The 26,387-nt window shown below is 41.6% G+C and carries 39 protein-coding genes; 35 read left to right on the top strand and 4 right to left on the bottom strand.

Annotation, left to right across the window (positions count from 1 at the left end; translation table 11 throughout):
* Positions 1-29: 29 nt before the first annotated feature.
* The 34 genes from EHQ52_RS10975 to rplQ all read left to right on the top strand — a co-directional run bounded on the left by EHQ52_RS10975 (position 30) and on the right by rplQ (position 19,978).
* Complete coding sequence (locus tag EHQ52_RS10975; protein ID WP_135615214.1) at positions 30-695, top strand: TetR/AcrR family transcriptional regulator; 666 nt, start codon at positions 30-32, stop codon at positions 693-695.
* Position 696: 1 nt separating this feature from the next.
* A complete protein-coding gene (locus tag EHQ52_RS10980; protein WP_135615215.1) occupies positions 697-1,992 on the top strand; it encodes a glycoside hydrolase family 1 protein in 1,296 nt (431 codons plus the stop codon).
* Between the two features lie 267 nt (positions 1,993-2,259).
* A complete protein-coding gene (locus EHQ52_RS10985; protein WP_135615216.1) occupies positions 2,260-4,134 on the top strand; it encodes an elongation factor G-like protein in 1,875 nt (624 codons plus the stop codon).
* A gap of 51 nt (positions 4,135-4,185) precedes the next feature.
* Positions 4,186-5,391, top strand: a complete 1,206-nt coding sequence (gene tuf / locus EHQ52_RS10990; RefSeq protein WP_100710919.1) for an elongation factor Tu — start codon at positions 4,186-4,188, stop codon at positions 5,389-5,391.
* 10 nt (positions 5,392-5,401) lie between these two features.
* Positions 5,402-5,710 (top strand): 30S ribosomal protein S10, encoded by a 309-nt coding sequence (gene rpsJ / locus EHQ52_RS10995; protein WP_008593919.1) that lies wholly within the window; start codon positions 5,402-5,404, stop codon positions 5,708-5,710.
* Positions 5,711-5,721: 11 nt separating this feature from the next.
* Positions 5,722-6,342, top strand: coding sequence for a 50S ribosomal protein L3 (rplC, locus tag EHQ52_RS11000; RefSeq protein WP_135615217.1), 621 nt, complete (start codon positions 5,722-5,724; stop codon positions 6,340-6,342).
* Positions 6,343-6,357: 15 nt separating this feature from the next.
* Positions 6,358-6,993 (top strand): 50S ribosomal protein L4, encoded by a 636-nt coding sequence (rplD, locus tag EHQ52_RS11005; RefSeq protein WP_100705559.1) that lies wholly within the window; start codon positions 6,358-6,360, stop codon positions 6,991-6,993.
* A complete protein-coding gene (locus tag EHQ52_RS11010; protein ID WP_086448201.1) occupies positions 6,990-7,298 on the top strand; it encodes a 50S ribosomal protein L23 in 309 nt (102 codons plus the stop codon). The genes rplD and EHQ52_RS11010 overlap by 4 nt, the downstream gene beginning before the upstream one ends.
* Before the next feature lie 3 nt (positions 7,299-7,301).
* Positions 7,302-8,141, top strand: a complete 840-nt coding sequence (gene rplB, locus EHQ52_RS11015) for a 50S ribosomal protein L2 (RefSeq protein WP_100724357.1) — start codon at positions 7,302-7,304, stop codon at positions 8,139-8,141.
* A gap of 2 nt (positions 8,142-8,143) precedes the next feature.
* On the top strand, positions 8,144-8,425 hold the full coding sequence (rpsS, locus tag EHQ52_RS11020) for a 30S ribosomal protein S19 (RefSeq protein ID WP_024863921.1): 282 nt from the start codon (positions 8,144-8,146) through the stop codon (positions 8,423-8,425).
* Positions 8,425-8,757 (top strand): 50S ribosomal protein L22, encoded by a 333-nt coding sequence (gene rplV / locus EHQ52_RS11025; RefSeq protein ID WP_086448203.1) that lies wholly within the window; start codon positions 8,425-8,427, stop codon positions 8,755-8,757. The genes rpsS and rplV overlap by 1 nt, the downstream gene beginning before the upstream one ends.
* An 11-nt stretch (positions 8,758-8,768) precedes the next feature.
* On the top strand, positions 8,769-9,446 hold the full coding sequence (rpsC, locus tag EHQ52_RS11030; protein WP_086448204.1) for a 30S ribosomal protein S3: 678 nt from the start codon (positions 8,769-8,771) through the stop codon (positions 9,444-9,446).
* Positions 9,447-9,476: 30 nt separating this feature from the next.
* Complete coding sequence (gene rplP / locus EHQ52_RS11035) at positions 9,477-9,890, top strand: 50S ribosomal protein L16 (RefSeq protein WP_135615218.1); 414 nt, start codon at positions 9,477-9,479, stop codon at positions 9,888-9,890.
* Entirely contained in the window at positions 9,887-10,189 is a 303-nt protein-coding gene (gene rpmC / locus EHQ52_RS11040) for a 50S ribosomal protein L29 (RefSeq protein ID WP_135615219.1), read from the top strand. Before rplP ends, rpmC begins: the two co-directional genes overlap by 4 nt.
* Before the next feature lie 2 nt (positions 10,190-10,191).
* The gene (gene rpsQ, locus EHQ52_RS11045) at positions 10,192-10,461 is read left to right on the top strand and encodes a 30S ribosomal protein S17 (protein ID WP_100710925.1); all 270 of its coding nucleotides are present in this window, start codon (positions 10,192-10,194) and stop codon (positions 10,459-10,461) included.
* Between the two features lies 1 nt (position 10,462).
* Positions 10,463-10,855, top strand: a complete 393-nt coding sequence (gene rplN, locus EHQ52_RS11050) for a 50S ribosomal protein L14 (RefSeq protein ID WP_008596038.1) — start codon at positions 10,463-10,465, stop codon at positions 10,853-10,855.
* The gene (gene rplX / locus EHQ52_RS11055) at positions 10,855-11,208 is read left to right on the top strand and encodes a 50S ribosomal protein L24 (RefSeq protein WP_100710926.1); all 354 of its coding nucleotides are present in this window, start codon (positions 10,855-10,857) and stop codon (positions 11,206-11,208) included. Before rplN ends, rplX begins: the two co-directional genes overlap by 1 nt.
* 3 nt (positions 11,209-11,211) lie before the next feature.
* Entirely contained in the window at positions 11,212-11,763 is a 552-nt protein-coding gene (gene rplE, locus EHQ52_RS11060; protein WP_100705553.1) for a 50S ribosomal protein L5, read from the top strand.
* A gap of 13 nt (positions 11,764-11,776) precedes the next feature.
* The gene (locus EHQ52_RS11065; RefSeq protein ID WP_010513640.1) at positions 11,777-11,962 is read left to right on the top strand and encodes a type Z 30S ribosomal protein S14; all 186 of its coding nucleotides are present in this window, start codon (positions 11,777-11,779) and stop codon (positions 11,960-11,962) included.
* 18 nt (positions 11,963-11,980) lie between these two features.
* The gene (rpsH, locus tag EHQ52_RS11070; RefSeq protein ID WP_008594088.1) at positions 11,981-12,379 is read left to right on the top strand and encodes a 30S ribosomal protein S8; all 399 of its coding nucleotides are present in this window, start codon (positions 11,981-11,983) and stop codon (positions 12,377-12,379) included.
* Between the two features lie 26 nt (positions 12,380-12,405).
* Positions 12,406-12,945 carry a 50S ribosomal protein L6 gene (rplF, locus tag EHQ52_RS11075; protein ID WP_135615220.1) on the top strand — a complete coding sequence of 180 codons (540 nt, stop codon included), beginning with the start codon at positions 12,406-12,408 and terminating at the stop codon, positions 12,943-12,945.
* A 4-nt stretch (positions 12,946-12,949) separates the two neighbouring features.
* On the top strand, positions 12,950-13,312 hold the full coding sequence (rplR, locus tag EHQ52_RS11080) for a 50S ribosomal protein L18 (protein ID WP_135615221.1): 363 nt from the start codon (positions 12,950-12,952) through the stop codon (positions 13,310-13,312).
* 2 nt (positions 13,313-13,314) lie between these two features.
* Positions 13,315-13,830 (top strand): 30S ribosomal protein S5, encoded by a 516-nt coding sequence (gene rpsE, locus EHQ52_RS11085; RefSeq protein WP_020770439.1) that lies wholly within the window; start codon positions 13,315-13,317, stop codon positions 13,828-13,830.
* A 5-nt stretch (positions 13,831-13,835) separates the two neighbouring features.
* Positions 13,836-14,015 (top strand): 50S ribosomal protein L30, encoded by a 180-nt coding sequence (gene rpmD / locus EHQ52_RS11090; RefSeq protein WP_008594182.1) that lies wholly within the window; start codon positions 13,836-13,838, stop codon positions 14,013-14,015.
* A gap of 13 nt (positions 14,016-14,028) precedes the next feature.
* Complete coding sequence (gene rplO / locus EHQ52_RS11095; RefSeq protein ID WP_135615222.1) at positions 14,029-14,553, top strand: 50S ribosomal protein L15; 525 nt, start codon at positions 14,029-14,031, stop codon at positions 14,551-14,553.
* 122 nt (positions 14,554-14,675) lie between these two features.
* Positions 14,676-16,058: a preprotein translocase subunit SecY gene (gene secY / locus EHQ52_RS11100; protein ID WP_086448211.1), complete on the top strand. Its 1,383-nt coding sequence runs from the start codon at positions 14,676-14,678 to the stop codon at positions 16,056-16,058.
* A 4-nt stretch (positions 16,059-16,062) separates the two neighbouring features.
* A complete protein-coding gene (locus tag EHQ52_RS11105; RefSeq protein WP_135615223.1) occupies positions 16,063-16,626 on the top strand; it encodes an adenylate kinase in 564 nt (187 codons plus the stop codon).
* A gap of 1 nt (position 16,627) precedes the next feature.
* Complete coding sequence (infA, locus tag EHQ52_RS11110) at positions 16,628-16,846, top strand: translation initiation factor IF-1 (RefSeq protein ID WP_008595303.1); 219 nt, start codon at positions 16,628-16,630, stop codon at positions 16,844-16,846.
* Positions 16,847-16,855: 9 nt separating this feature from the next.
* Positions 16,856-16,969, top strand: coding sequence for a 50S ribosomal protein L36 (rpmJ, locus tag EHQ52_RS11115; protein ID WP_008594142.1), 114 nt, complete (start codon positions 16,856-16,858; stop codon positions 16,967-16,969).
* 2 nt (positions 16,970-16,971) lie between these two features.
* On the top strand, positions 16,972-17,349 hold the full coding sequence (rpsM, locus tag EHQ52_RS11120) for a 30S ribosomal protein S13 (protein ID WP_100710931.1): 378 nt from the start codon (positions 16,972-16,974) through the stop codon (positions 17,347-17,349).
* 2 nt (positions 17,350-17,351) lie between these two features.
* A complete protein-coding gene (gene rpsK / locus EHQ52_RS11125; protein ID WP_008595617.1) occupies positions 17,352-17,759 on the top strand; it encodes a 30S ribosomal protein S11 in 408 nt (135 codons plus the stop codon).
* A gap of 12 nt (positions 17,760-17,771) precedes the next feature.
* Positions 17,772-18,395 (top strand): 30S ribosomal protein S4, encoded by a 624-nt coding sequence (gene rpsD / locus EHQ52_RS11130; protein WP_135615224.1) that lies wholly within the window; start codon positions 17,772-17,774, stop codon positions 18,393-18,395.
* 22 nt (positions 18,396-18,417) lie between these two features.
* Complete coding sequence (locus EHQ52_RS11135; RefSeq protein ID WP_008593478.1) at positions 18,418-19,395, top strand: DNA-directed RNA polymerase subunit alpha; 978 nt, start codon at positions 18,418-18,420, stop codon at positions 19,393-19,395.
* Position 19,396: 1 nt separating this feature from the next.
* Positions 19,397-19,978 (top strand): 50S ribosomal protein L17, encoded by a 582-nt coding sequence (rplQ, locus tag EHQ52_RS11140; RefSeq protein WP_135615225.1) that lies wholly within the window; start codon positions 19,397-19,399, stop codon positions 19,976-19,978.
* Positions 19,979-20,086: 108 nt separating this feature from the next.
* Here the strand turns inward: rplQ and EHQ52_RS11145 are convergent, their stop codons facing one another.
* Both EHQ52_RS11145 and EHQ52_RS11150 read right to left on the bottom strand, forming a co-directional pair.
* Positions 20,087-22,072: a PP2C family protein-serine/threonine phosphatase gene (locus EHQ52_RS11145; RefSeq protein WP_135615226.1), complete on the bottom strand. Its 1,986-nt coding sequence runs from the start codon at positions 22,070-22,072 to the stop codon at positions 20,087-20,089.
* A 196-nt stretch (positions 22,073-22,268) separates the two neighbouring features.
* A complete protein-coding gene (locus EHQ52_RS11150) occupies positions 22,269-24,341 on the bottom strand; it encodes a glycosyl hydrolase family 5 (RefSeq protein WP_135615227.1) in 2,073 nt (690 codons plus the stop codon).
* 190 nt (positions 24,342-24,531) lie between these two features.
* Here EHQ52_RS11150 and EHQ52_RS11155 point away from each other — a divergent pair, with 190 nt between their 5' ends.
* On the top strand, positions 24,532-25,032 hold the full coding sequence (locus tag EHQ52_RS11155; protein WP_135615228.1) for an LIC10604 family protein: 501 nt from the start codon (positions 24,532-24,534) through the stop codon (positions 25,030-25,032).
* Positions 25,033-25,058: 26 nt separating this feature from the next.
* Here the strand turns inward: EHQ52_RS11155 and EHQ52_RS11160 are convergent, their stop codons facing one another.
* Positions 25,059-25,715 carry a class II aldolase/adducin family protein gene (locus EHQ52_RS11160; protein WP_135615229.1) on the bottom strand — a complete coding sequence of 219 codons (657 nt, stop codon included), beginning with the start codon at positions 25,713-25,715 and terminating at the stop codon, positions 25,059-25,061.
* Positions 25,712-26,368, bottom strand: coding sequence for a class II aldolase/adducin family protein (locus EHQ52_RS11165; RefSeq protein WP_135615230.1), 657 nt, complete (start codon positions 26,366-26,368; stop codon positions 25,712-25,714). The genes EHQ52_RS11160 and EHQ52_RS11165 overlap by 4 nt, the downstream gene beginning before the upstream one ends.
* Between the last annotated feature and the right edge of the window lie 19 nt (positions 26,369-26,387).

Raw genomic sequence — 26,387 nt, forward strand, 5'->3', positions numbered from 1 at the left:
CATATTGTGACATTTGTGAAAGAGGGGATGTGGGAACAAGGGAGCAAACCAGAGAGCTTGTATTAGAAGCCGCAGAATCCCTGTTTTTGGCCAAAGGACTCCTGGAAGTTTCCATGGAGGATATTGCCGCAAAAGCATCTTGCACTCGGCGAAATCTATATCGTTACTTTGATACAAAGGAAGCGCTCAGTATTGAAGTTCTTAGAAAACTTCTCGCACCTTGGAATGATTTCCAACTCCAAACATTTGAGAATCTTAGAAGTTCTAATCTTTCCGGAAAGGAAGAGCTTGTTTCCTTTCTCAAAACTCTGGCGAAATATTTAGAAACTCATAAACCTTTACTTCGTTTTACCGCTGAGTTCGATTTTGTATTCAGAGAACGCAGTTCCTTTCAATTGGATGCTTCTTCAGAAGAGTCTTTGTTTGCAGAGTTTCTATTCACAGAAAAACTTATCATACAAATTTTAGAAAAGGGAGAAGGAGATGGAAGTCTCAGTGTCCCTTCTTCCTTAGCAATACTTGTTCCTACAATTACAACAGTCCTATGGAGTCTTGGGCAAAGAGTTGCTCTCAGAGAAACTTTGATCCCAAGAGAATTCGGTGTGAATGGTATGGAGCTCGTACAAACACAAATAGATCTATTGGTGCTCGCTTTAGAAACAAAACAAGGTCCCGGAGAAAAGAAGGAGAATTAACATGTCTAAAAATTTCGAACTTCCTAAAAATTTTTTATTAGGTTCTGCAACTGCAGCAACTCAGATAGAAGGTGGAGATATTTATAATAATTGGTATGCTTGGTCTCTTATCGGAAAAGTTGGAAATGGAGAATCTTCTATCACTGGAGCAGATCATTATCGTAGATATGTAGAAGATATAGAACTTCTTTCTCAACTTCACCAAGAATGTTATAGAATGAGTATTGAGTGGAGTCGTATAGAACCTAAACAAGGAGAATGGTCTACGGAAGGAGTAGAACATTATCGTGACGAATTCCAAAGGCTGATCAAGGCTGGGATCAAACCACTTGTAACTCTTCATCATTTTTCTTGCCCTCAATGGTATCAGGAAAAAGGAGGATGGCTTTCCAAGGATGCAGTAGGGGACTTCATGAGATTCGTGGACTTCTCCATTCGGAATTTTGGAGATCTGGTTTCAGAATGGTGTACTATCAATGAACCGAATGTATTCGCAAACGATAGTTATATGGATGGAAAATATCCTCCAGGAAGTCATGGTGATATTGCTGCCTATATGAAGGTTACTAAAAATTTAATCCTCGTTCATTTGAAATCATATAAACTCATTCACAAGATCCGCAAAGAACTTGGCTTTGCAGGGGAAACAAAAGTAGGATTTGCACATCATCTTGCTATATTCGAACCTTTCAATTCTCATCCTCTTGCAAAGCTTGGTTGTTTCTTAAGCGATTATCTATTCCACGAAATCCATATGAAAGGATTTGTAGAAGGTAAACTTTGTTTTCCTGTAGGTTTCGGTTATCCGGAAGGGAAGGGGATTTTCTGCGATTTTATAGGGATCAATTATTATTCCAGGCATCTATTCAAAGCCAGCTATAATCCAGGCAACTTATTCGCTACTCCTCTCGTAGATCCTAAGGTTTCTGAATCAGAAAAGAATGATCTGGGTTGGGAAATTTATCCAGAAGGTATGCACAAAGTTTGTCATCGAGCTTGGGACAAATATAAACTTCCGATCTATATCACAGAGAATGGAATCCCAGACGAGAAAGATGAGAAAAGAGAAAAATATATCGTAGATCATCTTTATCAGATCAAACTGCTTATAGACGAAGGTGTTAAAGTAGAGCGCTATTATCATTGGTCCTTTCTGGACAACTTAGAATGGAATGACGGTTACGGTCCTCGTTTCGGATTAGTAGAAGTCGATTACACTACGATGAAAAGAAAACCAAGACTGAGCGCACTTCGTTATGCAGAGATGTGTCGTACTAAAAAAATACAGAGCCGCTGAGCCGCAGGGTGTAGGAGAGAGGGTTGGGAATAGAAAATAAAAGCCTTCTTTTCTTTGCGCCTTTGCGTGAGCCAAAATGACTAGTGTAGAATTCTCACGCGAAGCCTCGAAGAGAAAAAGAGCTTTTACTTAACTAATCCAAGATCTTCTTTTCTCTGCCTGTTAGTCCTCTATGTTCTCCGCGATCTCTGTGAGAACCCGAACCTTTGAGAATTGACTTGTGTAGTCCAAAACGCGCGAATGGATTTTCGCGGCGGCTTTTGCATCATGTCAGTACCATTCTTAAATCCAGGAATATTCGCACATATTGATGCGGGCAAAACCACACTCTTAGAAAGGATCTTATTCGAGACCGGCAAAATTTCTTCGCCGGGCAGAATTGAAGAAGGTACTACAGAGTCTGATTATCTCCCCGAAGAAATCGAAAGGGGAATTTCTATCCAGTCCACTGTGGCCCGGATCCCTTACCCAAATCCTGAAAAGCCTCGTGTCATTCTGCAGTTCGTGGACAATCCAGGGCATTTGGATTTTCAATCCCAAGCAAATGCTTCTTTACTCGTTTCCGATTTTGGACTCGTACTTATTGATTCTTTCGAAGGCTTAAAATCACAGACCTTCCAAAATGTGGAGGCTTTAAGAAAGTCAGGAAAACCAATATTATTTTTTCTAAATAAACTAGATCGCCCAGGCGCAGACATTCTCTCTCCTTTGGTGGATCTGGAAGTAGCATTAGGAAAAGAACCAATCCTGCTATTCAAAGATGATGGAACTATCCCGGTATTAAAGGGAGAAGGAGAAGAGTCGGAACTCCTGCCATTGATAGAATGGGATCACGGACTTTCAGAAGAATATCTCAAGGATCATAACCTTCTTCCTAAGCTTGCTATCAAAGGTTTGGTAAAAGGATTCTGGGAAGGTATAATTTTTCCAGTGCTTGGAGGATCCGCGCTCCAGGGGCTCGGAGTAAATGAATTACTTTCTCTCTTAGAGGTCCTTGCGCAAGGAAAGCCTTCTTCTCCTTCTGCTAAAGAGCAAGCGGGTGTGGCGTTTAAGAGAGAAATTCATCCCGAACTTGGAAAACTTCTTCATTTCCAAACATTGGCTTCCATCAAAGTCGGGGACTTCTTCCTACATGGAGAAACAAAACATAAGATAGAGAACTTATATCAAATTTCCGCAAGAGACTATGAAGAAGTTTCATCAGGTAAAGCGGGAGAACTTCTCGCAACCACATCTCTTTTGGATTGGATCCCAGGGGAAATTCTTTCGAGACATAATATAGAAAACAAAACTCTACTTTCTCCGATCAGAAAACAATTTCAGATCTTAATAGAACCGGAAAAGGAAGAAGATAGACAGGAGCTTTGGGATCGTTTGCAAGATCTGGCCTGGCTGGATGAAGCAGTAAGCGTAGATATTCTCTCAGAGACTGGGCAATTTCGCTTATCAGGCACAGGTGAGTTACATTTAGAGATCTCTCTTTCTCGTTTGAAAGAGTCTTTTTTAAAAAGCTTTCAAACGAGTGGAATCAAGGTTGCAAGATTTGCTCTATGGAAAAATTTGGTTCAAAAGGTCGCATTTCAGCATACCGCGTTCGATCAAAAGATCTCGAGCGGTCCGGTGCTCGCGTCCTTGGAAAGTTCTAACAACTTTTCTAAGGGAGTGCGGTTTAATGTTCAGCTAGCTGATCCAATCAAAGAGGCGATAACATCCGCATTTACGGAAGTCACCGCCCGCGGGATAGACGGAGAAGAAGTTCTCGGTCTACAAATGATTGTCGAGGGTTACGAGTCTCCGAGTGAGACAAAGTCTTTCGATCTTTCTTCCCTGATCAAAGTAGCTGTCATCAAAGGTTTAAAGGACATAATTCCGAATCATTCGGATTTCATTGGTCCCCTTTCTGAGTTAGAGATTCTTACACCGAATCAATATCTCGGAGATATATTGGCCAGTTTGGCCAAGAGGGACGCGAAGATTCGTAAGGTCACTGAGTTGACCGAAGGGCGTCATTTGATCCAGGCAAGTGCTTCTACGCAAAACTTGCTTGGCTTTAGCGGTGTCCTTAGAAATATGGCACAGGGAAGGGGCGTCCTATCTTTGGACACCCTTTTCGACTTTGATAACCATTCTGTATTGTTTTAACAAACAAGTCTGAATTCAGATTTGTTAATAAAGTAAGGAGTTAAAAACGCTATGGCTAAGGAGAAATTCGACAGGTCCAAACCACACTTAAACGTTGGTACAATTGGACACGTTGACCATGGAAAAACCACGCTAACGGCAGCAATCACCACTACGCTTGCAAAAGTATTGGGTGGAAAAAACAAAGCCGTAGCGTACGACCAAATCGATAACGCACCTGAGGAAAAAGCTCGTGGTATCACCATCGCTACTTCTCACCAAGAGTACGAGACTGCTAACCGCCACTATGCACACGTAGACTGCCCAGGTCACGCTGACTATGTTAAAAACATGATCACCGGTGCTGCTCAGATGGACGCTGCGATCCTAGTTGTATCTGCAACTGACGGACCAATGCCTCAAACGAAAGAGCATATCCTGCTCGCTCGTCAGGTAGGTGTTCCTTACATCATCGTATTCATCAATAAAGCGGACATGCTTGCTGCTGATGAGCGTGAAGAGATGATCCAAATGGTTGAGATGGATGTTCGTGACTTGTTAAACAAGTACAGCTTCCCTGGTGATGACACCCCAATCATTTACGGATCCGCTCTTAAAGCTCTTGAAGGCGACGAGTCTGAGTTAGGAGCTCCATCTGTAGTTAAACTAATGGAAGCTCTGGACACTTACGTTCCGAATCCAAAACGTATCGTTGACAAACCTTTCCTAATGCCAGTAGAGGACGTATTCTCTATCACTGGTCGTGGAACTGTTGCAACTGGAAGAGTAGAGCAAGGAACTTTGAAAATCAACGATGAAGTTGAAATCGTTGGTGTTCGCCCTACTACTAAAACAGTTGTTACCGGTATCGAGATGTTCCGTAAACTTTTAGATTCTGCAGAAGCTGGAGACAATATCGGTGCTCTTCTTCGTGGAACTAAAAAAGAAGACATCGAAAGAGGACAGGTTCTTGCTAAGCCAGGATCAATCACTCCTCACAAAAAATTCAACGCGGAAGTTTACGTTCTTACTAAGGACGAAGGTGGACGTCACACTCCATTCTTCAATAACTACCGTCCACAGTTCTATTTCAGAACTACCGACATCACTGGCGTTTGTAACCTACCTAACGGTATGGAAATGGTAATGCCTGGTGACAACGTTACAATGAGCATCGAGTTGATTCACCCGATCGCTATGGACAAAGGTCTTAAATTCGCGATTCGCGAAGGTGGAAAGACTATCGGTTCTGGCGTAGTGGCTGAGATCACCGAGTAAGAGAAAGGGAATGGCTGGCCAAAAGATCAGAGTAAAGCTTAAAGCTTTCGATCATAAGTTGATCGACCAATCAACTTACGAGATCGTTGCGACTGCCAAAAGGACCGGAGCTACTGTCTCCGGTCCGATTCCTCTTCCAACGAAGAAGGAAATATACACAGTCCTCCGTTCTCCACACGTAAACAAAAAATCAAGAGAGCAGTTTGAGATGAAAACTCACAAAAGGCTCATAGACATTCTGGACACCAATGAAGACACAGTTGAGGCTTTAATGAAGCTGCAACTCCCTGCAGGTGTTTCAGTGGATATTAAATCCTAAGGGAAGAAGAAATGGCAAAGGGATTAATCGGTAAAAAGATAGGGATGTCCCAAATCTTCGACGAGCAAGGAAACATTATTCCTGTAACCGTCTTAGAGGTAGGTCCCTGCGCAGTTTCCCAAGTCAAGTCCGCAGCTACGGACGGTTACGACGCGATACAATTAGCTTATCAGGATGATAAAGAAAAACACCTGACCAAAGGCGAGATAAAGCATTTGGCAAAAGCAGGCCTTGCTCCTAAGAGAGTGTTGAAGGAATTCCGGAATTTCGGCGAAGAGCCGGCAGCGGGAGCTGAATTAAAAGCACAAGACGTGTTTGCAGTTTCGGATATTGTAAAAGTTACAGGAACCAGCAAAGGTAAAGGTTTCCAAGGTGTTATCAAAAGATACGGACACCATGGTGGACCAGGAGCTCACGGTTCTCGTTTTCATAGACATCCAGGATCCATGGGATCCAACACCACTCCAGGTAGAGTATTCAAAGGTCGTAAATTACCGGGCCGTATGGGTTTTGATACAAAGACTGTATTGAACCTGAAAGTGGTTCGTATTCACGAAGCAGAAAATTTGGTTTTTGTAAGCGGATCCGTTCCGGGTCGTGCAAACTCCATCATCACTATTGAGAAGATATAAAGACCGCGGTTAGTCATGAAAGCACAGAAGTATTCAAAAGAAGGAAAACTGCTCTCGGAAATCGAACTTCCTGCATCGTTGTTCGAATCCAAATATAGCAGTGGCGCGATTTACGACGCCATCAAAGCGGAGAATGCTAACCTTCGCTCCGGGAATCATCATACCAAAACTCGCTCGGAAGTTTCCGGGGGTGGTAAAAAGCCTTGGTCCCAAAAAGGAACTGGTAGAGCTCGTCAAGGTTCTATCCGTGCTCCTCAGTGGGTGGGCGGTGGTACTGTTCACGGACCTCGCAAGAGAGATTATTCATATAACGTTTCTCCAAAAGTGAAACGCAGAGCGGTTCTTTCCGTTTTGAATAAGAAAGCTCAAGACGCGGTCATTAAAGTAATAGAAGATCTGGATCCAAAAGAATTCAGCACAAAAGCATTCTCTACTTTATTCAGCAATATCGGACTAAAGAACACCGGAGTGATCGGATTCTTAGTAGATGGAGAGAACGATTTCCTTAAAAAGTCAGTTCGTAATATCCCTACTGTAAAATACATCAACTCTAAACGTATCGCAGTTCGTGACATTCTATATAATAGAAATCTTGTGATCACTGAAGCGGCTTTGGGAGAAATTCTCAAACATTACGGAGAAGGAAAATGAATCTTAACGAAGTAATTTTATCTCCGATCATCACAGAGAAGTCTCAAGATCTTGAGACTATCGGTGAAAAAGCCGGTAAAAGAACCGTAAAATACACAGTGGAGATCCATCCTAGAGCAAACAAAACTCTAGTAAAGGAAGCTTTCCGCAAAATTTACAATGTAGTACCTTCTTCCGTAAACATCCAAGTGTATCGCGGAAAGATAAAAAGATTCCGTCATCTACCTGCTCCTAAAGCTCATTGGAAAAAAGCAATCGTGACTTTCCAAGACGGCGCGAGCATCGACTTCGGAAAGGAAGCATAAGAAATGGGAATTAAAAAGTTTAAACCCGTTACTGCCGCCAGCCGTTTTAAATCGGTATTAACCTTCGAGGAAATCACCGAGACAGAACCGTACCGCCCTTTAACGATCAGCTTAAATTACAAAGCAGGTCGCGGAGAAGGTGGTAAAATTGCGGTTCGCAGAAAAGGCGGAAGAGTAAAACGCAAATATCGTATCATCGACTTCAAACGTCGCAAAGTAGGAATTACTGCTACAGTTAAAACTGTTGAGTATGATCCATACCGCTCGGCGTTTATTTCTCTCGTTAGTTACTCTGACGGAGAATACGCTTATATCCTAAATGCTGAAGGCATGAAAGTTGGAGACAAAGTTTCCAATGGAGAAGGCGCTGAAATCAAAGTTGGAAACGCACTTCCACTTGGAAAAATTCCTCCAGGCACTAATGTGCATAACGTGGAATTGAAAATTGGAAGAGGCGGACAAATCGCAAGAACTGCAGGATCCTTCGCTACTATTGCAGGTAGAGACGGAGAATATGTTCTTCTTAAACTTCCAAGCTCCGAAGTTCGTAAAGTTCACCAAAACTGCTACGCTACTATCGGAATTTGCAGCAATAGAGATCATAACCTTGTTTCGATCGGTAAAGCTGGTAGAAACAGATGGTTGGGAAAACGTCCTAAGGTCAGAGGGGTTGTAATGAACCCAGTTGATCACCCACATGGTGGTGGTGAAGGACGTACTTCTGGAGGACGTCACCCGGTGACTCCTTGGGGTATTCCAACTAAAGGATACAAAACTCGTCGTAGGGCTAAACCTTCTGACAAGTTCATTATCCAGAAGAGAAAGGGAAATAGGAGCAGGTAATCATCATGAGATCTTCTAAAAAAGGTCCGTTCATCGACAGTCACCTCATGAGCAAGGTGATCAAGCTGAACTCTGAAAACCAAAAGAAACCGTTTAAAACCTGGTCTCGTAGAAGTACGATTTTCCCAGACATGATCGGTCACACCATCATGGTTCATAACGGAAACAAATTTATCCCTGTTTTCATCAATGATAACATGGTAGGTCACAAGTTAGGAGAATTTGCTCCAACTCGTACTTATCGTGGTCATGGAAACACCGATAAAAAGGCGGCTAAGAAATAATGGAAGCCGTAGCAATCGCAAGATTTATTAGAATGTCCCCTCGCAAACTTCGTCTTGTTGCGGATGAGATCCGTGGATACGAAGTTGCTGAAGCTTTGGATATTCTTAAATATACTAACAAAAGAGCGATCGAGCCTATCTTCAAACTTATCAAATCCGCTTCTGCAAACGCAGTTGTGAAAAGTGATAACGCTGATCCAGGCAAGATGTTCATTAAAAAGATCCTAGTGGACGAAGGCCCAATTCTTAAACGCTTCCGTCCTCGCGCTCGTGGTAGAGCTGCAAGGATCCGTAAGAGAACCAGCCACGTTACTGTGGTAATCTCGGATTAATAGGGGAAATCATGGGACAGAAAGTTAACCCAATCGGACTTCGTATCGGAATTACCCGCGGATGGGATTCCATCTGGTTCTCGCAAGCAGACTACAAAAAGAACCTGCACGAAGATATTAGAATTCGTAGATTTATCCAAGGCCGTTTCAAAGAAGCAGGCGTTGTAAAAGTAGTAGTGGAGCGTTTCCCTGAGAAGATCAACGTTAACCTGCACACTGCTAAACCAGGTGTGGTGATCGGTAAAAACGGAGCGAATATCGAAGCCGTTAAAAAAGTTCTTAAGACTATGACCGAAAAACCTCTTAATCTTAACATTATCGAAGTTAAGAAGCCTGAGACTATTGCACAATGTATCGCTGAGTCTATCGCGATCCAAATCCAAGAGCGTCAACCGTTCCGCCGCGTGATGAAACAAGAACTTCGTCGTGCGATGAGAGGTGGAGTAGAAGGAATTAAGATCCTTATCTCTGGACGTTTGAACGGAGCAGATATGGCTCGTCGCGAAGGTTATCGTGAAGGAAGAATTCCTCTTCATACCCTTAGAGCGAAAATCGATCTAGGATTCCGTGAAGCAAGCACCACTTTCGGACAAATCGGAGTGAAAGTTTGGACTTACACTGGAGACTTCATCAACAGTAAAGAAGAGTCCGAAGAAGATAAATACGCCGTTAAAAGAAGGACCAACTGATCGTCTTTGATGATCCAAAGGTAAAAAACGATGTTATCACCTAAAAGAGTTAAGTTCAGAAAAAGACAAAGAGGCCGCTTAAAGGGAACCGATGAACGTGGTTCTAAAGTGTCCTTCGGAGAGTTCGGTCTTAAAGCCGTTACTTCCGGACGTTTGACTGCAAGACAGATCGAAGCGGCGAGGATCACTATTAACCGTCAGGTAAAAAGAGGCGGGAAACTTTGGATTAGGATTTTCCCTCATCTACCTATTACTAAAAAACCAGCGGAAACTCGTATGGGTAAAGGTAAAGGTAACCCTGAATTCTGGATCGCAGAGATCAGACCTGGTAGAGTTTTATTCGAAATGAGCGGAATCGATGAAGCGACCGCTAAAAAAGCTTTGGACCTGGCTGCTTATAAACTGCCTGTTCAAACTGAATTCGTGAAGAGGTCTACGCTGTGAAAAAGATCAAACTCGCAGAGTTGAAAGACGCAGAAATTTTAGCACAATTGGAAGATGCTTACAAAATCATTCGTACAGCACGTTTCCAATACGGAGTTGCTCGTTCTTTGGAGAACCCGAAGGTGATTACTAACGCGAAGAAAAAAATCGCACGCCTTCTAACTATCCAAAAGACCAGAGAGTTAGCTGCGAAGTCTGGCACTACTAAAGCTAGACGTTATTCAAGAGCTACTCGTAAGACGCAAGCTTTAGCAAAGTCAAATGCTTCTGCTAAGAAAGCTGCTAAAGGAACGAACTGATTATGGAAACTGCAAAGAAGCATATAAAAAAATCACTTCTTAGCGAAGGTAAAGTAGTAAGCACTGCTATGGACAAAACCCTAGTGATGCTTGTAGAGGCTCGTAAGACTCACCCTAAGTTTAAGAAGATCGTTCGTAGAACCGTTAAAATGAAGGTTCATGACGAAAGAAATGAGTGCCAAGTAGGAGATAGAATCCTGGCGATTGAAACCAGACCTCTATCCCGTGAAAAGCGTCACCGTCTATTTAAGATCGTAGAAAAGGCAAAGTAAGATGATCCAACAGGAAACCATCCTCCAAGTCGCCGATAACTCCGGAATCAAAAGAGTTATGTGTATTAAAGTCTTAGGAGGCTCTAAAAAACGTTACGCCTCCGTAGGAGACGAGATCATCGTCGCCGTTAAAGATGCACAACCTGCTTATGGGTTAAAAGATTCCACGGGGAAAAAGGTCCATAACAAGGCCGTTCAGCGTGCAGTAGTCGTCAGAACTAAAAAAGAGATTCGTCGTCCAGATGGTTCTTATATTCGTTTCGATGATAATGCAGTCGCAATTATCGACGACAAAGGAAACCCGAAAGGGACCCGTATTTTCGGGCCAGTAGCTCGCGAACTTCGCGATAAAAAATACGCTAAGATCATCTCCCTAGCGCCGGAGGTTTTATAATGTCTAAGCTGACGTATCGGGGATCCGAATATACAAAATTCAAATCCGTTCGCCTTCACAAAGATGACGAAGTAGTTGTCATCGCAGGAAAAGAGAAGGGAAAAAAAGGCAAGATCCTAGTAATCGATAAGAAAAGGGATCGTGTAGTAGTAGAAGGACTGAACAAACGTAAACGTTTCTTAAGACCTACCCAAGAGAACCCTCAAGGTGGTGTTGTTGAAGTGGAAGCTCCAATGCACATCTCCAATGTAATGTTCTACGACTCCAAGAAGAAGAAAGGAGTTCGTTTGGGCTACCAAGAGAACAAAGGTAAAAAAGTCCGCGTTTCTAAGCCGGAAGGGAAAGAGATCTAAGTCATGGCAGCAGCTAGATTAAGAGATAAATACGGGAAAGAAATCGTTCCCGCTCTTCAGAAACAATTTAACTTCAAGTCCATTATGCAAGTTCCTCGTTTGGAAAAAATCGTTCTAAACGTGGGAATGGGTGAGGCTCATACCAACCCTAAAGCATTGGAAGCGGCTGTAGAAGAACTCGCATTGATCACCGGACAACGCCCGGTTAAAACCAAGGCTAAAAAATCCATCGCAGGATTCAAACTCCGCGAAGGTATGAGCCTCGGCACCACAGTTACCCTACGTGGAAACTATATGTATGAGTTTCTAGATCGTTTGGTGAACGTGGCTCTACCAAGGGTGCGTGACTTTAAAGGAGTTTCCGAGAAAGGTTTTGACGGACGAGGAAACTACAACTTCAGCATCAAAGAACAAATCATCTTCCCAGAGATCAAAGTGGATAAGATCAACACTCTCTATGGAATGAACCTGACCTTCGTAACGAACACCAAGGTAGACGCAGAAGCTTATAGCCTTCTCACTGCTTTCGGTATGCCGTTCCGGAACCTGAGATAAGGAGCCCGCAATCATGGCTAAGACCTCTTTAATCGAAAGACATAAGAAAAAAAAGAAATTCAAAGTAAGGGTTCACAATCGTTGCCCACTTTGCGGACGCCCTCGCGGTTACCTAAGAAGATTCGACATGTGCAGAATTTGCTTCCGGAAGCTTGCTAGCCAAGCTCAAATCCCGGGAGTAGTTAAGGCATCTTGGTAAGGACTGGAGGACATTATAATGAGTTTATCTGATCCAATTGGTGATATGCTGACCCGCATTCGTAATGCTGGTCGTGCGAAACATGAAAGTTGTGTGATTCCAGGAAGTAAGATCAAACGTTCTATTCTGGAATTATTGAAAGAAGAAGGATTTATCAACGGCTATGAGCCGGTGACTAACGGAAGTTTCGAAGATTTCAAAGTTGCTTTGAAATACGATGTAACCAAAAGACCAGTGATCCGCGAGTTAGTTCGTGTATCTAAACCAGGTCGTAGAGTTTACATGAAAAGCGAAGAGATCCGCCCGTATAAAAACAATATGGGAACTATGATTCTCTCCACTTCCAAGGGAGTTATGACCGGCAAAAAAGCTCGGAAATTACGCGTAGGAGGAGAGGTTATCTGTAAACTCTCTTAAGAGTGACGGAAAACTTATAAAGACCTATGTCCAGGATTGGAAAAGCAGAAATCAAACTTCCGGATAAAGTGGAAGTAAAACAGGACAGCACCGTAATTAAAGTGAAAGGTCCTCTAGGCGAGTTACAAACTCCTATTTTTGCAGGACTCTCTTTGAAAAGCGAGGGTGGAATTGTAAAATTAGAAAGATCCAGCGAAGAGCAAAACGTAGTAGCTCTTCACGGATTAACCCGAGCTCTTCTTATGAATAGTGTAAAGGGTGTGACCGCTGGTTGGGAAAAAAACCTGGAAATCACAGGGGTTGGTTATCGTGCTGCTAAGCGCGGTGAAGATCTGGTGATGAACCTTGGATATTCCCACGAGGTTGTTTACAAAGCTCCTAAAGGAATTAAGATCGAAGTCATTGAACAAGTGAAGATCAAAATTTCTGGGATCGACAAACAACTAGTCGGACAAGTTGCGGCAGATATCCGTTCTAAGAGACCTCCTGAGCCTTACAAAGGTAAAGGGATCAAGTATAACGACGAATTTATCAAGAGAAAGGCCGGAAAAACCGGTAAGAAGTAAGGCCATGATTAATAAACTGAAAAAAATCGCAGCCAAACGCAGAAGAGCAGAGCGTTCCAGATTCAAACTGAGACAATCAAGCTCTCGCCCTAGATTGGTATTTAACAAATCCAATCGTTATCTTTCCTGCCAGATCGTGGATGATGCCCAGGGAACAACTTTGGTAGCTGCTTCTACTTTAGAAGCAACCTTTGCTGGTAAAAGCCGCAAAGATAAAGAAGCTGCTAAGGCTTTGGGAAAAGCGATCGGAGAGAGAGCCGCTTCTAAAGGTGTTAAGGTAGTTATGCTGGATCGTTCCGGAATGATCTACCACGGAAGAATCGCGGCTTTCGCGGACTCGGCTAGAGAAGCCGGATTGGAGTTCTAATAATGGCGTACGAACAAGATCAAGAACAGAAAGAGTTTAACGAGAAGGTCGTAAAGATCGATCGCGTTGCTAAAGTTGTAAAAGGTGGACGTCGTTTCTCCTTTAACGCTCTAACAGTAGTTGGAGATGCAAAAGGTAAAGTAGGGATTGGATTCGGTAAAGCGAACGAGGTTCCAGATGCGATCCGTAAATCCATCGAATCCGCTAAGAAAAATTTGGTGAAAATCCAATTCCGAGGACATACCATTCCTCACGAAGTGATCGGAAAATTCAAATCGGCAAGAGTGATCCTGAAACCGTCTACTGCGGGAACTGGAATCATCGCTGGAGGATCCGTTCGTTCCGTAGTGGAGAAGGTTGGGATCCAAGATATTCTTAGCAAATCTTGGGGTTCTTCGAATCCAGTAAACATCGTAAAGGCGACTCTGGACGCTCTTCAACAATTGGAGACTCCGGTATTAGCAGCTCGTAAAAGAGGAATCACTCTGGCTCGTCTTTTCGGAAACGACGTAGGATAATAAACATGGAAACCGTAATCGTTACTCAGATTAAAAGTAATATCGGGATTAAAAAAGGCCAGAAGCTAACTCTGGCTGCTTTGGGACTTCGTAAAACCGGACAACAAAGAAAACATACTCTAACTCCGCAGGTGAAAGGAATGATCAATGACGTTCAACACCTGGTCCGAGTCGAAAAGGCGTAATTAGGTAAGGGAAATGAGTAAAGAAAGAATTAAGGCTGCCCTAGCGTTTGGAAAAGAGCGCACTGAAAAGGGAGATAAGCCAGCTGGAAACACAATTCCTGTTCCAGCAGGTTCTACTAAGAACAAGAAACGTTTAGGTCGTGGTATCGGTTCCAAAACCGGTAAAACTGGGGGCCGTGGATCCAAAGGACAGTATGCTCGTAATACCGTTCGTAGAGGATTCGAAGGTGGGCAGATGCCTATCCACAGAAGACTCCCTAAGCGCGGATTTACTTCTATATTTCATAAGGATTTCTTCCCAATCAACCTCAGAGACATCGAGAAAAGCGGTTTGACCGGCAACATAGATGCCAAAATTATGGTTGAATCGAAGATTCTTGATAAAGAGAGCTCTCTTTTCAAGATTCTGGGAACCGGTGAGATCACAAAAGCTGTTCATATAGTAGCAGATGGATTCTCCGCTTCTGCTAAGGAAAAGATAGAGAAGGCAGGCGGTTCCATTAAACTTCGCTCAGAATTAGCTTCTAAAGAAGCTTAATCCGAGTCGTTTTCGACCGTTTGGAAGACCGATTCTTTTATGTTTGTAGAGGGACTCAATGTTTGAGTCCCTTTTGCCCGAAAGGGGAATGACCAAGGACTAAGGAAAGAGAACAAAGCCGCATGCTGACTTCGATTGCAAATATTTTCAAAATTCCAGAGTTGAGGAACAAGGTTTTCTTTACTCTTGGTATGCTTTTACTCTTCCGTCTCGGAACTCATATTACTATTCCTGGTATCGATCCTAAAGTAGTTTCCGCAATCGCTTTGGATGCAAATGCAGCCGAAGGACTTGTAGGAATGTTCGATATGTTCGCGGGAGGAGCTCTTTTGAACTTCTCCATCTTTGCACTCGGGATCATGCCTTATATTTCTTCTTCCATCATTATGCAATTAGTGATGGTACTTGTTCCTTCTTTACAAAAACTTCAAAAAGAAGGAGAAGAAGGTCGTAAGAAAATCAGCCAATACACTAAATACGGAACTATCCTACTTTGCGGGGTTCAGTCTTTAGCGGTGATCCGTTTGGCTCAACGTTGGTCTTATGGAGCGGACAATGCACCTGCTCTTCACCCAGGTTTGATCCACTCTTCAGTTGAATCTTGGTTCTTCTTTATCGCATTATTATCCATCACTACTGGAACTGTTCTATTAATTTGGTTAGGTGAACAAATCACTGAGAGAGGGATCGGTAACGGTATTTCTCTTTTGATCTTCGCTGGTATCGTAGGACGTCTTCCAGTTTCCGTTGCTCAATTATTCCGTGAGAACTTTGTAGACGGACTGAACATCATCATCCTTCTTCTTTTATTCATTCTACTCATCGCGTTAACTGTTCTTCTTACTCAGGGTGTCCGTAAGGTTCCTTTACAGTATGGAAAACAAATGGTGGGAAGAAAAATGGTCCAAGCTAAGTCTCAAAGCATTCCTTTCAAAGTGAATGGCGCGAGCGTAATGCCGATCATATTCGCTTCTTCTTTATTACTTTTTCCTCAAACGATCATCCAACAGATCTCTGAGCTTCCTAACTGGGCGGGTTGGGTTCTTCTACTGGATTATCTGAATCCATTCTCTCAGACTTGGTATCACGCTGCGTTTTATTTCTTCGTATATATCGCGCTGATCGTGTTCTTCGCATATTTCTATACTGCGATCCAATTTAATCCTGGAGAACTTGCGGAGAATCTTCGTAAGTATAATGGATTCATTCCTGGAATTCGTCCAGGTTCTCATACTAAGGAATATATTGAGAAGGTCCTAAATAGGATCACTCTTCCTGGTGCAGTTTTCTTAGCGGGCTTGGCACTTGCTCCTTATATCATTATTCGTTTCTTGAATTTAGGAACTAACTCCGGTGGTGGATCCTTGGTTTACACCTTCGGTGGAACTTCTCTGCTTATAATGGTAGGGGTGGCTTTGGAAACTCTGAAACAATTAGAGTCTCAATTGCTTATGAGAAACTATGATGGTTTCTTGAAAAAAACTAAAATCAAGGGAAGGTCTTAAGAAAATGAATTCCATCATTTTCATGGGCCCTCCGGGTGCTGGTAAAGGCACCCAAGCAAAGATCCTTTGCGACAATTTGGGAATTCCTCAGATCTCTACTGGAGATATCCTGAGAGCTGCCGTTAAGAACGGAACCCAAATGGGATTAGAAGCAAAGAGATACATGGATGCCGGAGATTTAGTTCCGGATTCAGTTGTTATTGGCATTATCAAAGATCGTCTTGTAGAGCCTGATTGCAAAAACGGATTCTTATTGGATGGATTTCCAAGAACCGTAGAGCAAGCAGATGCTTTGGATAAAATCCTAAGCACCGAAGGTTTGAAAATCAAGAGAGCGATCAATCTGGAAGTTCCGGACGGGGAACTTCTGGAACGTTTATTAAAACGTGCAGAAATCGAAGGTCGTTCCGACGACAACGAGACAACGATCAAGAGTCGCTTGGAAACTTATAACAAGAAGACTCTTCCATTATTGGACTACTATGCTGCAAAAGGAAATCTCTCCCGTATAAACGGAGTGGGAAACTTGGATACAGTCACAAAACTGATCGAGAAGGAGTTAGCTTAACTTGGCGAAAGAAGATGCAATCACCGTGGACGGAACCGTTTTGGAACCTCTCCCAAACGCAATGTTCCGCGTTGAGCTGGAAAATGGTCACAAAGTTTTGGCCCATATTTCCGGTAAAATGAGAATGCATTATATCAGGATCCTTCCAGGCGACAAAGTCACCGTGGAACTTTCTCCTTACGATTTAACCAAGGGTAGGATTACCTACCGCAAAAAATAGGAACACGTTATGAAAGTAAGAACTTCCGTAAAAAAAATCTGCACTAGCTGCAAAGTTATCAGAAGAAAAGGTGTGATCAGAGTGATCTGCACCAACCCTAAACACAAGCAAAGGCAAGCATAATCATGGCTCGTATCGCAGGTATCGATCTTCCAAGAGAAAAAAGAATCGTTGTTGGTCTAACGTATATTTACGGGATCGGCCGATCCACTTCTCGCAAACTTCTCGCTAAAGCGGGAGTAGACGAAAAAATCAGAGTGAAGGATCTTTCTGACACTCAAGAAGCTGCTCTCAGAAAAGCTATCGAAGAAAGTATCAAGGTAGAAGGAGATCTTCGCTCCGAGAACCAACTCAATATCAAAAGATTGATGGATATCGGATGTTACAGAGGCCTGCGTCATAGAAGAGGTCTTCCAGTTCGCGGTCAAAGAACCAGAACGAATGCCCGTACTCGTAAGGGTGTTAAGAAGACCGTTGCCAATAAGAAGAAGGTGACTAAGTAATCATGGCTGAAGATAAAAAAGGCAAAAAAGAGAAAAAGGTTAAGAAGAAGGAGAAAAAGGTCGTTCCTCGCGGAAAGGTCTATATCACCGCTTCTTTTAACAATACCATCATCACCATCACTGACTTGGCAGGAAACACTCTGTCTTGGTCAACCGCTGGTGCAATGGGTTTCCGTGGATCCAAAAAATCTACTCCGTATGCGGCTCAGATCGCAGCGGGAAATGCTGCCGAGAAAGCAATCGACTCTACCGGTTTAGCCGAAGTGGATGTTCTGGTTTCTGGCCCAGGTATCGGACGCGAATCTGCGATCCGTTCCTTAGTTGCTAGAGGACTTTCCATTAAAATGATCAAGGACGTTACACCTTTACCTCATAACGGCTGCCGTCCACGTAAGAGAAGAAGGGTTTAAGGTAGGAATAATATGGCAAGATATAGAGGACCTGTCGTTAAACTAATGAGGAGAGAAGGTGTTAACCTTTACCTCAAATCCAGTTTTACTTTTAATAGAGATAAGTTCCATAAAAAGGGACCTCCTGGTATGCAACCTAAACGGAAACCGAAAATTTCCGAGTACGGTTCTCAGCTTCGTGAAAAACAGAAGTTGAAAAGAGCTTACGGACTTTTAGAAAAACAATTCCGTAGCCTTTACGAAGAAGCATCTCACTCTCACGGTGTAACCGGTGAAATTCTTCTCCAACTTTTGGAAAGAAGATTGGATAATGCTGTATATCGTTTAGGTTTCGCAGTGACTAGACGTCAGGCGAGAAACTTTATCGCTCATAACCATATTCTGGTAAACGGCGAGAAAGTTGATATTCCATCTTTCCGCTTGAAAGTAGGCGATAAGATCGAGATCAAACCTAAATTCAGAACTTCTGGCTTTATTACCCAGAATATCCAATTGGCTCAGTCTCTGAATAATATTCCTTCTTGGGTGTCTTCTGATTTCATTCAGTTTTCAGGAGAAATTCTGTCTTTGCCGGAACGTCATCATATCGACATTCCAGTGAAAGAGCAGGTGATCGTGGAGTTGTACTCCAAGTAATTTTATTGGGAAGGGTTTCTAAGTGTCTCTAAAAAGTTTACTCAAAGGATTTAAACGTCCCAAAAAGATCGAATTTACTACGGAAGCGAATACTCCGAACTACGGAAAATTCGTAGCGGAGCCTTTCGAGCGCGGTTTTGCGACCACAATCGGAAACTCTCTTCGTAGAACTCTCATGTCTTCCATCGAAGGAGCTGCAATTTCCGCTCTTCGTATCGAAGGTGTGAACCATGAGTTCTCTTACATCGAAGGAGTCGCTGAAGACGTTACTCGTATCATCTTAAACCTCAAACAAGTTCGTATTAAATACGAGCCTGAGGACAAGGACCAAAGCAAAGTTATCCATTTGGAATTGAAAGGTGCAGGATATTTCAGAGCCGGAGACCTGGCTGTGGATTCTTCCATCGAGATCATGAATCCGGATCTACATATCGCAACTTTGAATGAAGACGCGAATCTTGTATTGGATCTGGAAATCCAAAGAGGAAGAGGATACGTTCCTGCAGAAGATAAGAAGAAGGATATAGAAGTTCTTGGAACTATCCCAATCGACTCTATCTTCTCTCCAGTTCAAAAAGTAATTTTCGAAATTTCTGAAACCCGTGTGGCTCAGAGATCCGATTACGAAAAATTGACTCTGGAAGTTTGGACAGACGGATCCATTTCTCCTGAGGATGCGGTTGCTCAAGCAGCTAAAATCCTTAAAGAACACCTCACAGTATTCATCAACTTCGAAGAAGAATTAGAGGAAGAAGAAGACGAGTTAGACGAAGCGGACGAGAAGTTGAAAGCTTCCCTTTCCAAACACGTGGAAGAACTCGAACTTTCTGTACGTTCCCTAAACGTTCTTCGCAGTCTGGAAATCGATTTCGTTGGAGATCTTGTAAAAAGATCCGAAGAAGAGATGTCCAAATCCAAACATTATAGCGAGCAAGGTCTCGCAGAACTGAAGTCCAAACTTGCTGGTTTGGGACTTTCGTTCGGAATGAGAGATTTCTAAAATGAACAAAAGAAATAAAGTAAAACATCTCAACCGCGAAAAAGGTCATAGAGACGCTCTGATCAATAACATGATCACTAGTCTTTTCAAATACGAGAGAATTGAATCTACTCAAGCAAAATTGAAAGTGGTTCGTTCTCACGCTGAAAAGATCATTACCAGAGCGAAAAGAAACCTTGCGACTGATATCGCTCCGGCGGTTGCACTTCACAATAAACGTGAAGTTTTAAAAAGAGTAAAGGATCGTAATATTGTTACGAAACTTTTCGAAGATATCGCAGTTCGTTATGCAAATACTAACGGCGGATATACTAGAATCCTGAAAATGATCAACAGAGCTTCTGATAATTCTGAAGTAGGAATTTTAGAACTCACTAACAGAAAGGATCGTCCTACACTTATCAAAGAAATCAAAGATAAGAGAGAGGCGATTTCCGACTCTAAAAAAGAAAAAGCGGCAGCTCCTGCTCCGGCTAAAAAGGAAAAAGCTCCTAAAAAAGAAGCTGCTCCTAAAGCTAAACCGGTTAAGAAACCTGCTGTTAAAAAAGCGGTTAAGAAAGCCGCTCCTAAGAAGAAAAAATAATATATATAATCCCCGAAGAGATGGGAGATATGTGGGCCCCGGTGTTGGAAACAGCATCGGGGTTTTTTATTTTTTTGGGGAGATGGTCGGAAGATTTTTTGTTTTTATTTAGAACCCTTTCGCTTTTAGAAACTCGTCCAGTTTGCCTACGAGCGCACTTTCTCCATCTAGCTCTTTTGCTTTTTCCAAAACGGATCTTGCGTCTTTAAATTTATTCAGAAGTCTATAATTATCTGAAAGATTGATCAGGTTCGCTAGACGATGAGGTTGAGTATTACGGACCTTCTCCGCTGCGTCCGCTGCACGTTGGAATTCCTTCATATGTTTATAACATAGGGATAATAAGAACCAAATATTATGAGATTCGGGATCCAAGTTTAGATAACGCTCTAACCATTTGGATGCTTTAGAGAATTCTTTTTTGTCATAATAGATTTGTCCGATCAATCTTGCAGATTCTTTAAAATTTGGAGCCAAGTTCCAGGATAACTCTAGAAGTTCGAGAGCTATTGGTACTTCTTTTTTCGCTATATGTTGTTTCGCTTGGTTGTACTTTGCTACTGCGTCGTTATACTTAGGATGTTCCGGATCTATTAATTCTTTATAACCTATACGAATGAGAGAAAGATCGTCTGCAATTGCACCTACTCCATGTAGTTTTCCTGCAATCGTATCCAGATCTCCTTTGGAATCTTCTACAATACGAACGAATAAGTTTTCGTCCTCATTCATCTTCCAATTAATCCCGTCAGAGCTGATATTGATATCGTCTCTTCCATCTGAACCTAAGAATAAAACATCTCCAGGCTGCAGATAAGATTCATGAATTTTAATATTCGCTCCAAATGGAGATCCTAATTTCCATGAGGAAAGTTCAGGGGCTAAGAAGGATGATCTATCATCTCTGAATAATACAGGCCAAGGGTGTTCTGCGTTCAGTATGAATATCTTTCCGGTTTTATCATGGATCAATCCAAAGATCGCAGAAGCCATCATGGTTCCGTCGAATGTCCTGAAAATTTCGTCCAGTTCTCTATGAGTTTGAAGCATCCAGGCTTCTGGATTGATATCGATTGTTTTTCCATGGCTTGCAGAACGAGAAAGGATATTATTTACCGCAGTTCCTAGTACGATAGCCCCTCCAGCACCTTGGAGAGATTTTCCCATCGCGTCACCGTTCAAGAAGAAGGTCCATTTTTCCTTTTCAGATCCGAACAATAAATTCCCGCTAATACAAATATCTCCACCCAGTTCGGATTCTCTATTCTTGAACGTGAACTTCTTCTTTTGTTCAATGTAAAAGATTGTGCTTACATCCTGGGAAGTATTCCAGTTTGTCATGAGCGGTTTACTCAAAAGAGAAGTGAGATAATAATCTCCGTCTTGCTGGACCTTGAGAGCTTGGATTTCCTCCATTCTTTTGGTGACTTCTGTAGTTCTCTCGTCGACCTTTTGCTCTAAAGTGTTTGCGTATTCTTCTTCCACCGCGCCTATCTTGCGGAAGATCAAGATCACACTTTGAGTGATATAAGATACCACTGCTAAAAATACTAACTTTAAGGATTGTTCTGAAATGGATGCGTATCCTGGAGAAATAACTTTGAGTTCGTCTTCAGTGAATTCTACTCCTCTGAAGATCGTATTTAAGATCACGAGTCCTTGTCCGACTACACTGAATATTCCTGAAAGTTTTGCGACTGTTGGGGATAGTAATAATACTGAATACACGATGAAGATCATATTTATCGCATATAAAATGATCTGACGGATTACTCCGGATGCCATGTTCCTGTCTGTCCAGGATGCTACGAACATGACTACGCATAATATGGTGATATCGGCGAGCACAGAAACTTTACCGACCATAGACGGTATCTTTCCGTATTTCTTATTGCAGTAATAATTATAATAAGCATAACCAAGCATCGAGCCAGTTCCGATCAGATATGCTGCATTTTGAACTGCGGAGCTCTGGGTCCACGCGGCAGCAAGGGAAAGCAGGAATAGTCCTGCTAAACCGAATCGGATCCGATTGATTGTCAGTGGACCGGAGGCTATAATTCGCTCCGTGATGAGTTCCTTTTTTTCTTCCATCCCTAATCGGCCTCTTTTGGTCGCCTATAGTATTTGGATTAGTGAATATATTTTTGAACGTACCATCTACAAATTTTTTACAGAATGTAGGATAGTTGTAAAAATATAATTTTCCTTCCAAATACTTAAGACGGAAAAAAATAAGAGAAAAGTAAGTGGCTCCTTTAAAAACAATCTCGCAATTTAAAACTTTCTTTTATTGTTCGGCCGGATAACCGCCATAAGTCATTTTGCCAGTGAAGTATATCGGGCTCTTCTTTTCGTTTAGTATCCGAATATTTAAGCCTGCTTGTAGAGTTTGCAATGTTTGGACGTCAAAGGTAGTTCCCAATCCATCTACCAAGAGTGCATAATGTATGTTCTCGTTTAGATCTTCTTCTGGATCTATATCGTCCCAAACTAATGCTAAGTTTCCGGATCCAATTTCTCTGTTTCTATCATCCGTTAAAATTGCTTCATTCGATTCTTGCAATATGGCTCCTGGGATTTGTTTATTGTAGATACGTTTTTCAGTAATTAGAAGAATATCATTTTTGTTAAAATGAGGAGGAAGATAAATTTCGGTAGGAGCATCAGAACTTCTTCCTTTCCAAATTACTAATATAAATCTTTTATCTCCAAAGTATTTTGTGCCATTCTGAACTGTTTTAATTGCGGCCCATGCAAATACATTATTCCAGGTATCGTATCCGATCGCGTTATAATGAGAGCTTATAGCTCTTCCTTGGATCTTTCTCGCATATGCTCTTTGTGTAATATGATAATCCATATTGAAGGTTGTTCCATAATTCCCAATCACAGAGAAGTCTTCGTTATTCCAAGCATCCTTGCTAGTGATTAGTTTAGAACTGTTTCCATTCATATATTCATTATGCTTATCATAATAATAATCCCAATGCCATTGGGTTCCAGATACGATTGGATTGTAGAAGTCCGCGAATCTTGTTTTAGTAGTCTGAGCATTGTCAGAAATTTCCATGGCCTGATAGACTGCATTGATCATTCTTGGTGTATCTTTTGCTCCCACACCTTTTAACCACATTCCAAATTCACTTAAGAAAGATGGAATATTTAAGAACCTTGCTTCTTTTCGGATCTCATCCAAATATTTGAAATAGGTGGCATTGTCTATTCCAGTTAGATCTGTTCCCATTCTTCCTGCATCATAGAAGTGAGAATTGAAAGCAAATCCTTCTCCCGGTAGTGTAGTTAAATGTCCTCCTCCTGTTGCAGGAGCAACAAATCCTGCGTTTGTATTCCAAAATACCAATGGTTCTGCAAATACTAGTTTATCTTGCCATCCGTTTTGAGTTAGTGCCTCTCTTACCTTTCTATAAAAAGGCCAGAGTTTTTGGTTATCCCATTGCACAGGATTTAATCCTTCCATTCCCCCATCTACAGGCTCGTTAAATGGGTCCAATCCTACTATATAATCGAATTCTTCAGGATTTAATTTTTCTTTAATATAGGCGGCAGTTTTTCCTATCTGCCAAAGATATTCAGTTTGAACATATCTTGTTCCGGAAGAAGTAGAAATAGATGCATTATTCCAGAAGTTACGGAAACCTTTGCGAACTGCTTCATTAGTAAGATTGTTTTGGCTCCAATTCGCACAAATGATCCCACAATATTCAGAAGGATAAGAACTTCCTGAGATTATCCAAGAAGGGGCGCCATTCCCAGTATGCCAGGAGTTTTTATTAAATAGATGTCTCGAATAAAGATCTTGGTGGTAATCGAGTAGAATATACATTTTCTTGGAGATCGCTTTTCTCATCTGAGAAATAACAGCATCCAAATAGGTATAATTGATCGTATTCACAGATGGATGTGTTCCTTCCCAAGCAATTGTGAATCGGATCATATTTGAACCTGTGGTCTTTCCCAACCTATTAAACGCAGTCTCTGCATCCGAATCATTTGCAAAAGGTTTGAAGCCGTGCTGAACAAGTTTTACATTTCCAGAGATATTGAACCCACGGAAGGATACTTCTCTTCCTAAACCATCTAAGAAAATTTTGTCGGTAACTCCGTTATAAGTTTTATCCCCAACTAAGATCTTACGTTCTAATTCATTATTTGTATAATCCAGGCTATGACTAGCAGAAGTGTAAGGATTGGATCCCAAAATTGAATATTCAGATCCAGAATTGGGGTTGGATTGATTGCCAAGGAGGCCGATTAGTTCCGGAGATATATTTTTTTCCGGGCTGCACGCGAAAATGCAGATAGCACCAAGGCCAATTATATATTTTTCTATTCTCTTCATGGGCGAGCAAGATAGTTATCTAGCTCAGAGATCCAAGTTTTATTTAGTAAAAAAGGAAATTTATCGACATTCTAAATTTTTGATCTTGGGAAATAACTATACTCAAATTAAGTTTTTTGAAATTGTTTTATAATTAAGAAAGTTTATGAACACTTATTTTTCACTTAATCATAATGAAGGGAGAAGATAGATGAAAATTGTTTGGGTCATTCTATTTAGCTTGGTTGGTTTTATAGTTTTACTTGTGCTTTCTGGATATTTGTTTCCAAAAGATCATACTGCAAGTTTGGAGAAAGATTTTTCTTCTTCTCCAGAAAGTATATACAGGATCATTCGTAATATTAGTGAGTATAAAAATTGGAGGAGTGGACTGAGAACTGTGGATATTGAATCTGAAACAATTTGGACAGAATCAGATTTACACGGGAATAATATTCGTTTTGGAATTATAGAAGAACGTTCTCCGAATTATTTAAAGACTAAAATTCTAAGCGAAGATCTTCCTTTCGGTGGAGGTTGGGAATTTGAAGTTATTCCGAATGGTCCAAACACTAAATTGAAAATTACTGAAAAAGGTTTTGTAACGAATCCTCTGTTTAGAGTTCTTTCTAAGTTTGTGTTCGGTCATGACGCAACCATGAAAACTTATTTAGAAGATCTGAGTAAGATCTTAGAAGCGTCGGAGAAGTGAAAGTAAAGAGGTAAGCTGCAAGAATCTTAACCTCTATTCTTCTCTGCTTGTTTAGAATATTTTCTCTGATAAACAAATCGGATAGCTTCTGCTTCTAACCAAGGAACTGGTTTTCCGCCGCCTAAAATTCTAGATTCTACGAATGCCTTACTTGCTTTTTCTAGAACCATACAGACTGCATGAGCATCATCTAAACTTTTATGGGCACATAAAGCCCCAGCGTTCTGAAGATATACTGCGTTTCTTCTTCCTATAGCGGAAATGATCTTTTTTAGCCCTTTCTCATCTAATGCGTTAGGCACAACCTTGGCGTTAGGTCCTACAATTTGAGCCATATCGTCCAAATAAGGACGAACGGTTTCTCCCGCCATGGAGCAGGTCATCACATTCTCTTGAGTAGAATGAAAGATAACTGTGAATTCAGGTCTTGCTAAATAGAGAGAAAGATGTTGTATTGCTTCGTCAGGAATATCTTTCGGAAAGATCTGATTTTCTTCCAAAGGAATTTCTAAAAGAGCTGTTTTAGCTTTTTTACCAATCGTATTTAGGTCTGCTTTTTTAGGAGTGATCCAAATACTTTTTCCAATCTTAACACTGGCACATCCGTTCTTGGCTAAAATTCCTTCCTTCACTAATTGAGGGAGAAACTTTTGAAGATCCATTGGGCTATCAGGAGCTTTCATGCTGATTTTACCAGTCCATAGTTTTTGAGATACCAAGAACGGATGGAATCTCTGTCTCCTTTTTTGTAACCGGAGACTTTTAAGAATTCTTTTTCAATGAATAGTTGGCAGACTCTTTCCAATTCAAGTGCAACTTGGAAAGCATCTTCCATATCTTTTCCCACACAAAGAGTTCCGTGGTTTGCTAAAAGTACTGCCTTACTTCCTGATTTATCCAATGCAGAGATTGCCATAGTGATCAGTTTTTTAGTTCCAGGAAGAGAATAGTTAGTACAAAGTACAGGTCCTCCAATGATTTTTTTCATCTGAGGATTTAGAACAGGAACATCCTTTCTTGCTGCGGCAACCACTGCGGCTTGCAGTTGGTGAGTATGAATTACAGCACCAATATTTGGGCGAAGTTTGTATGCCGCAGAATGAAGTCCTTTCTCATACGAAGGTTTGATCTTTCCGATATGAGTCAGATCTTCAATGTTTACTTGCACGATCTCTTCCGGAGTTAGATCTTCATAAGTCCTGCCAGTAGGAGTGATTGCAAAATAATTCTCATCAATACGTTGGCTGATATTTCCCCAAGTTCTTGCAATAAGTCCGGACCTTACAAGGCGGATCCCGGTATCTCGAACGATTTTTTTGGCCTTATCTATTTCCATGTTCTTCTCCTATTCGGCA

The sequence above is a fragment of the Leptospira koniambonensis genome (assembly GCF_004769555.1).
Classification (GTDB): Bacteria; Spirochaetota; Leptospiria; order Leptospirales; family Leptospiraceae; genus Leptospira_B; species Leptospira_B koniambonensis.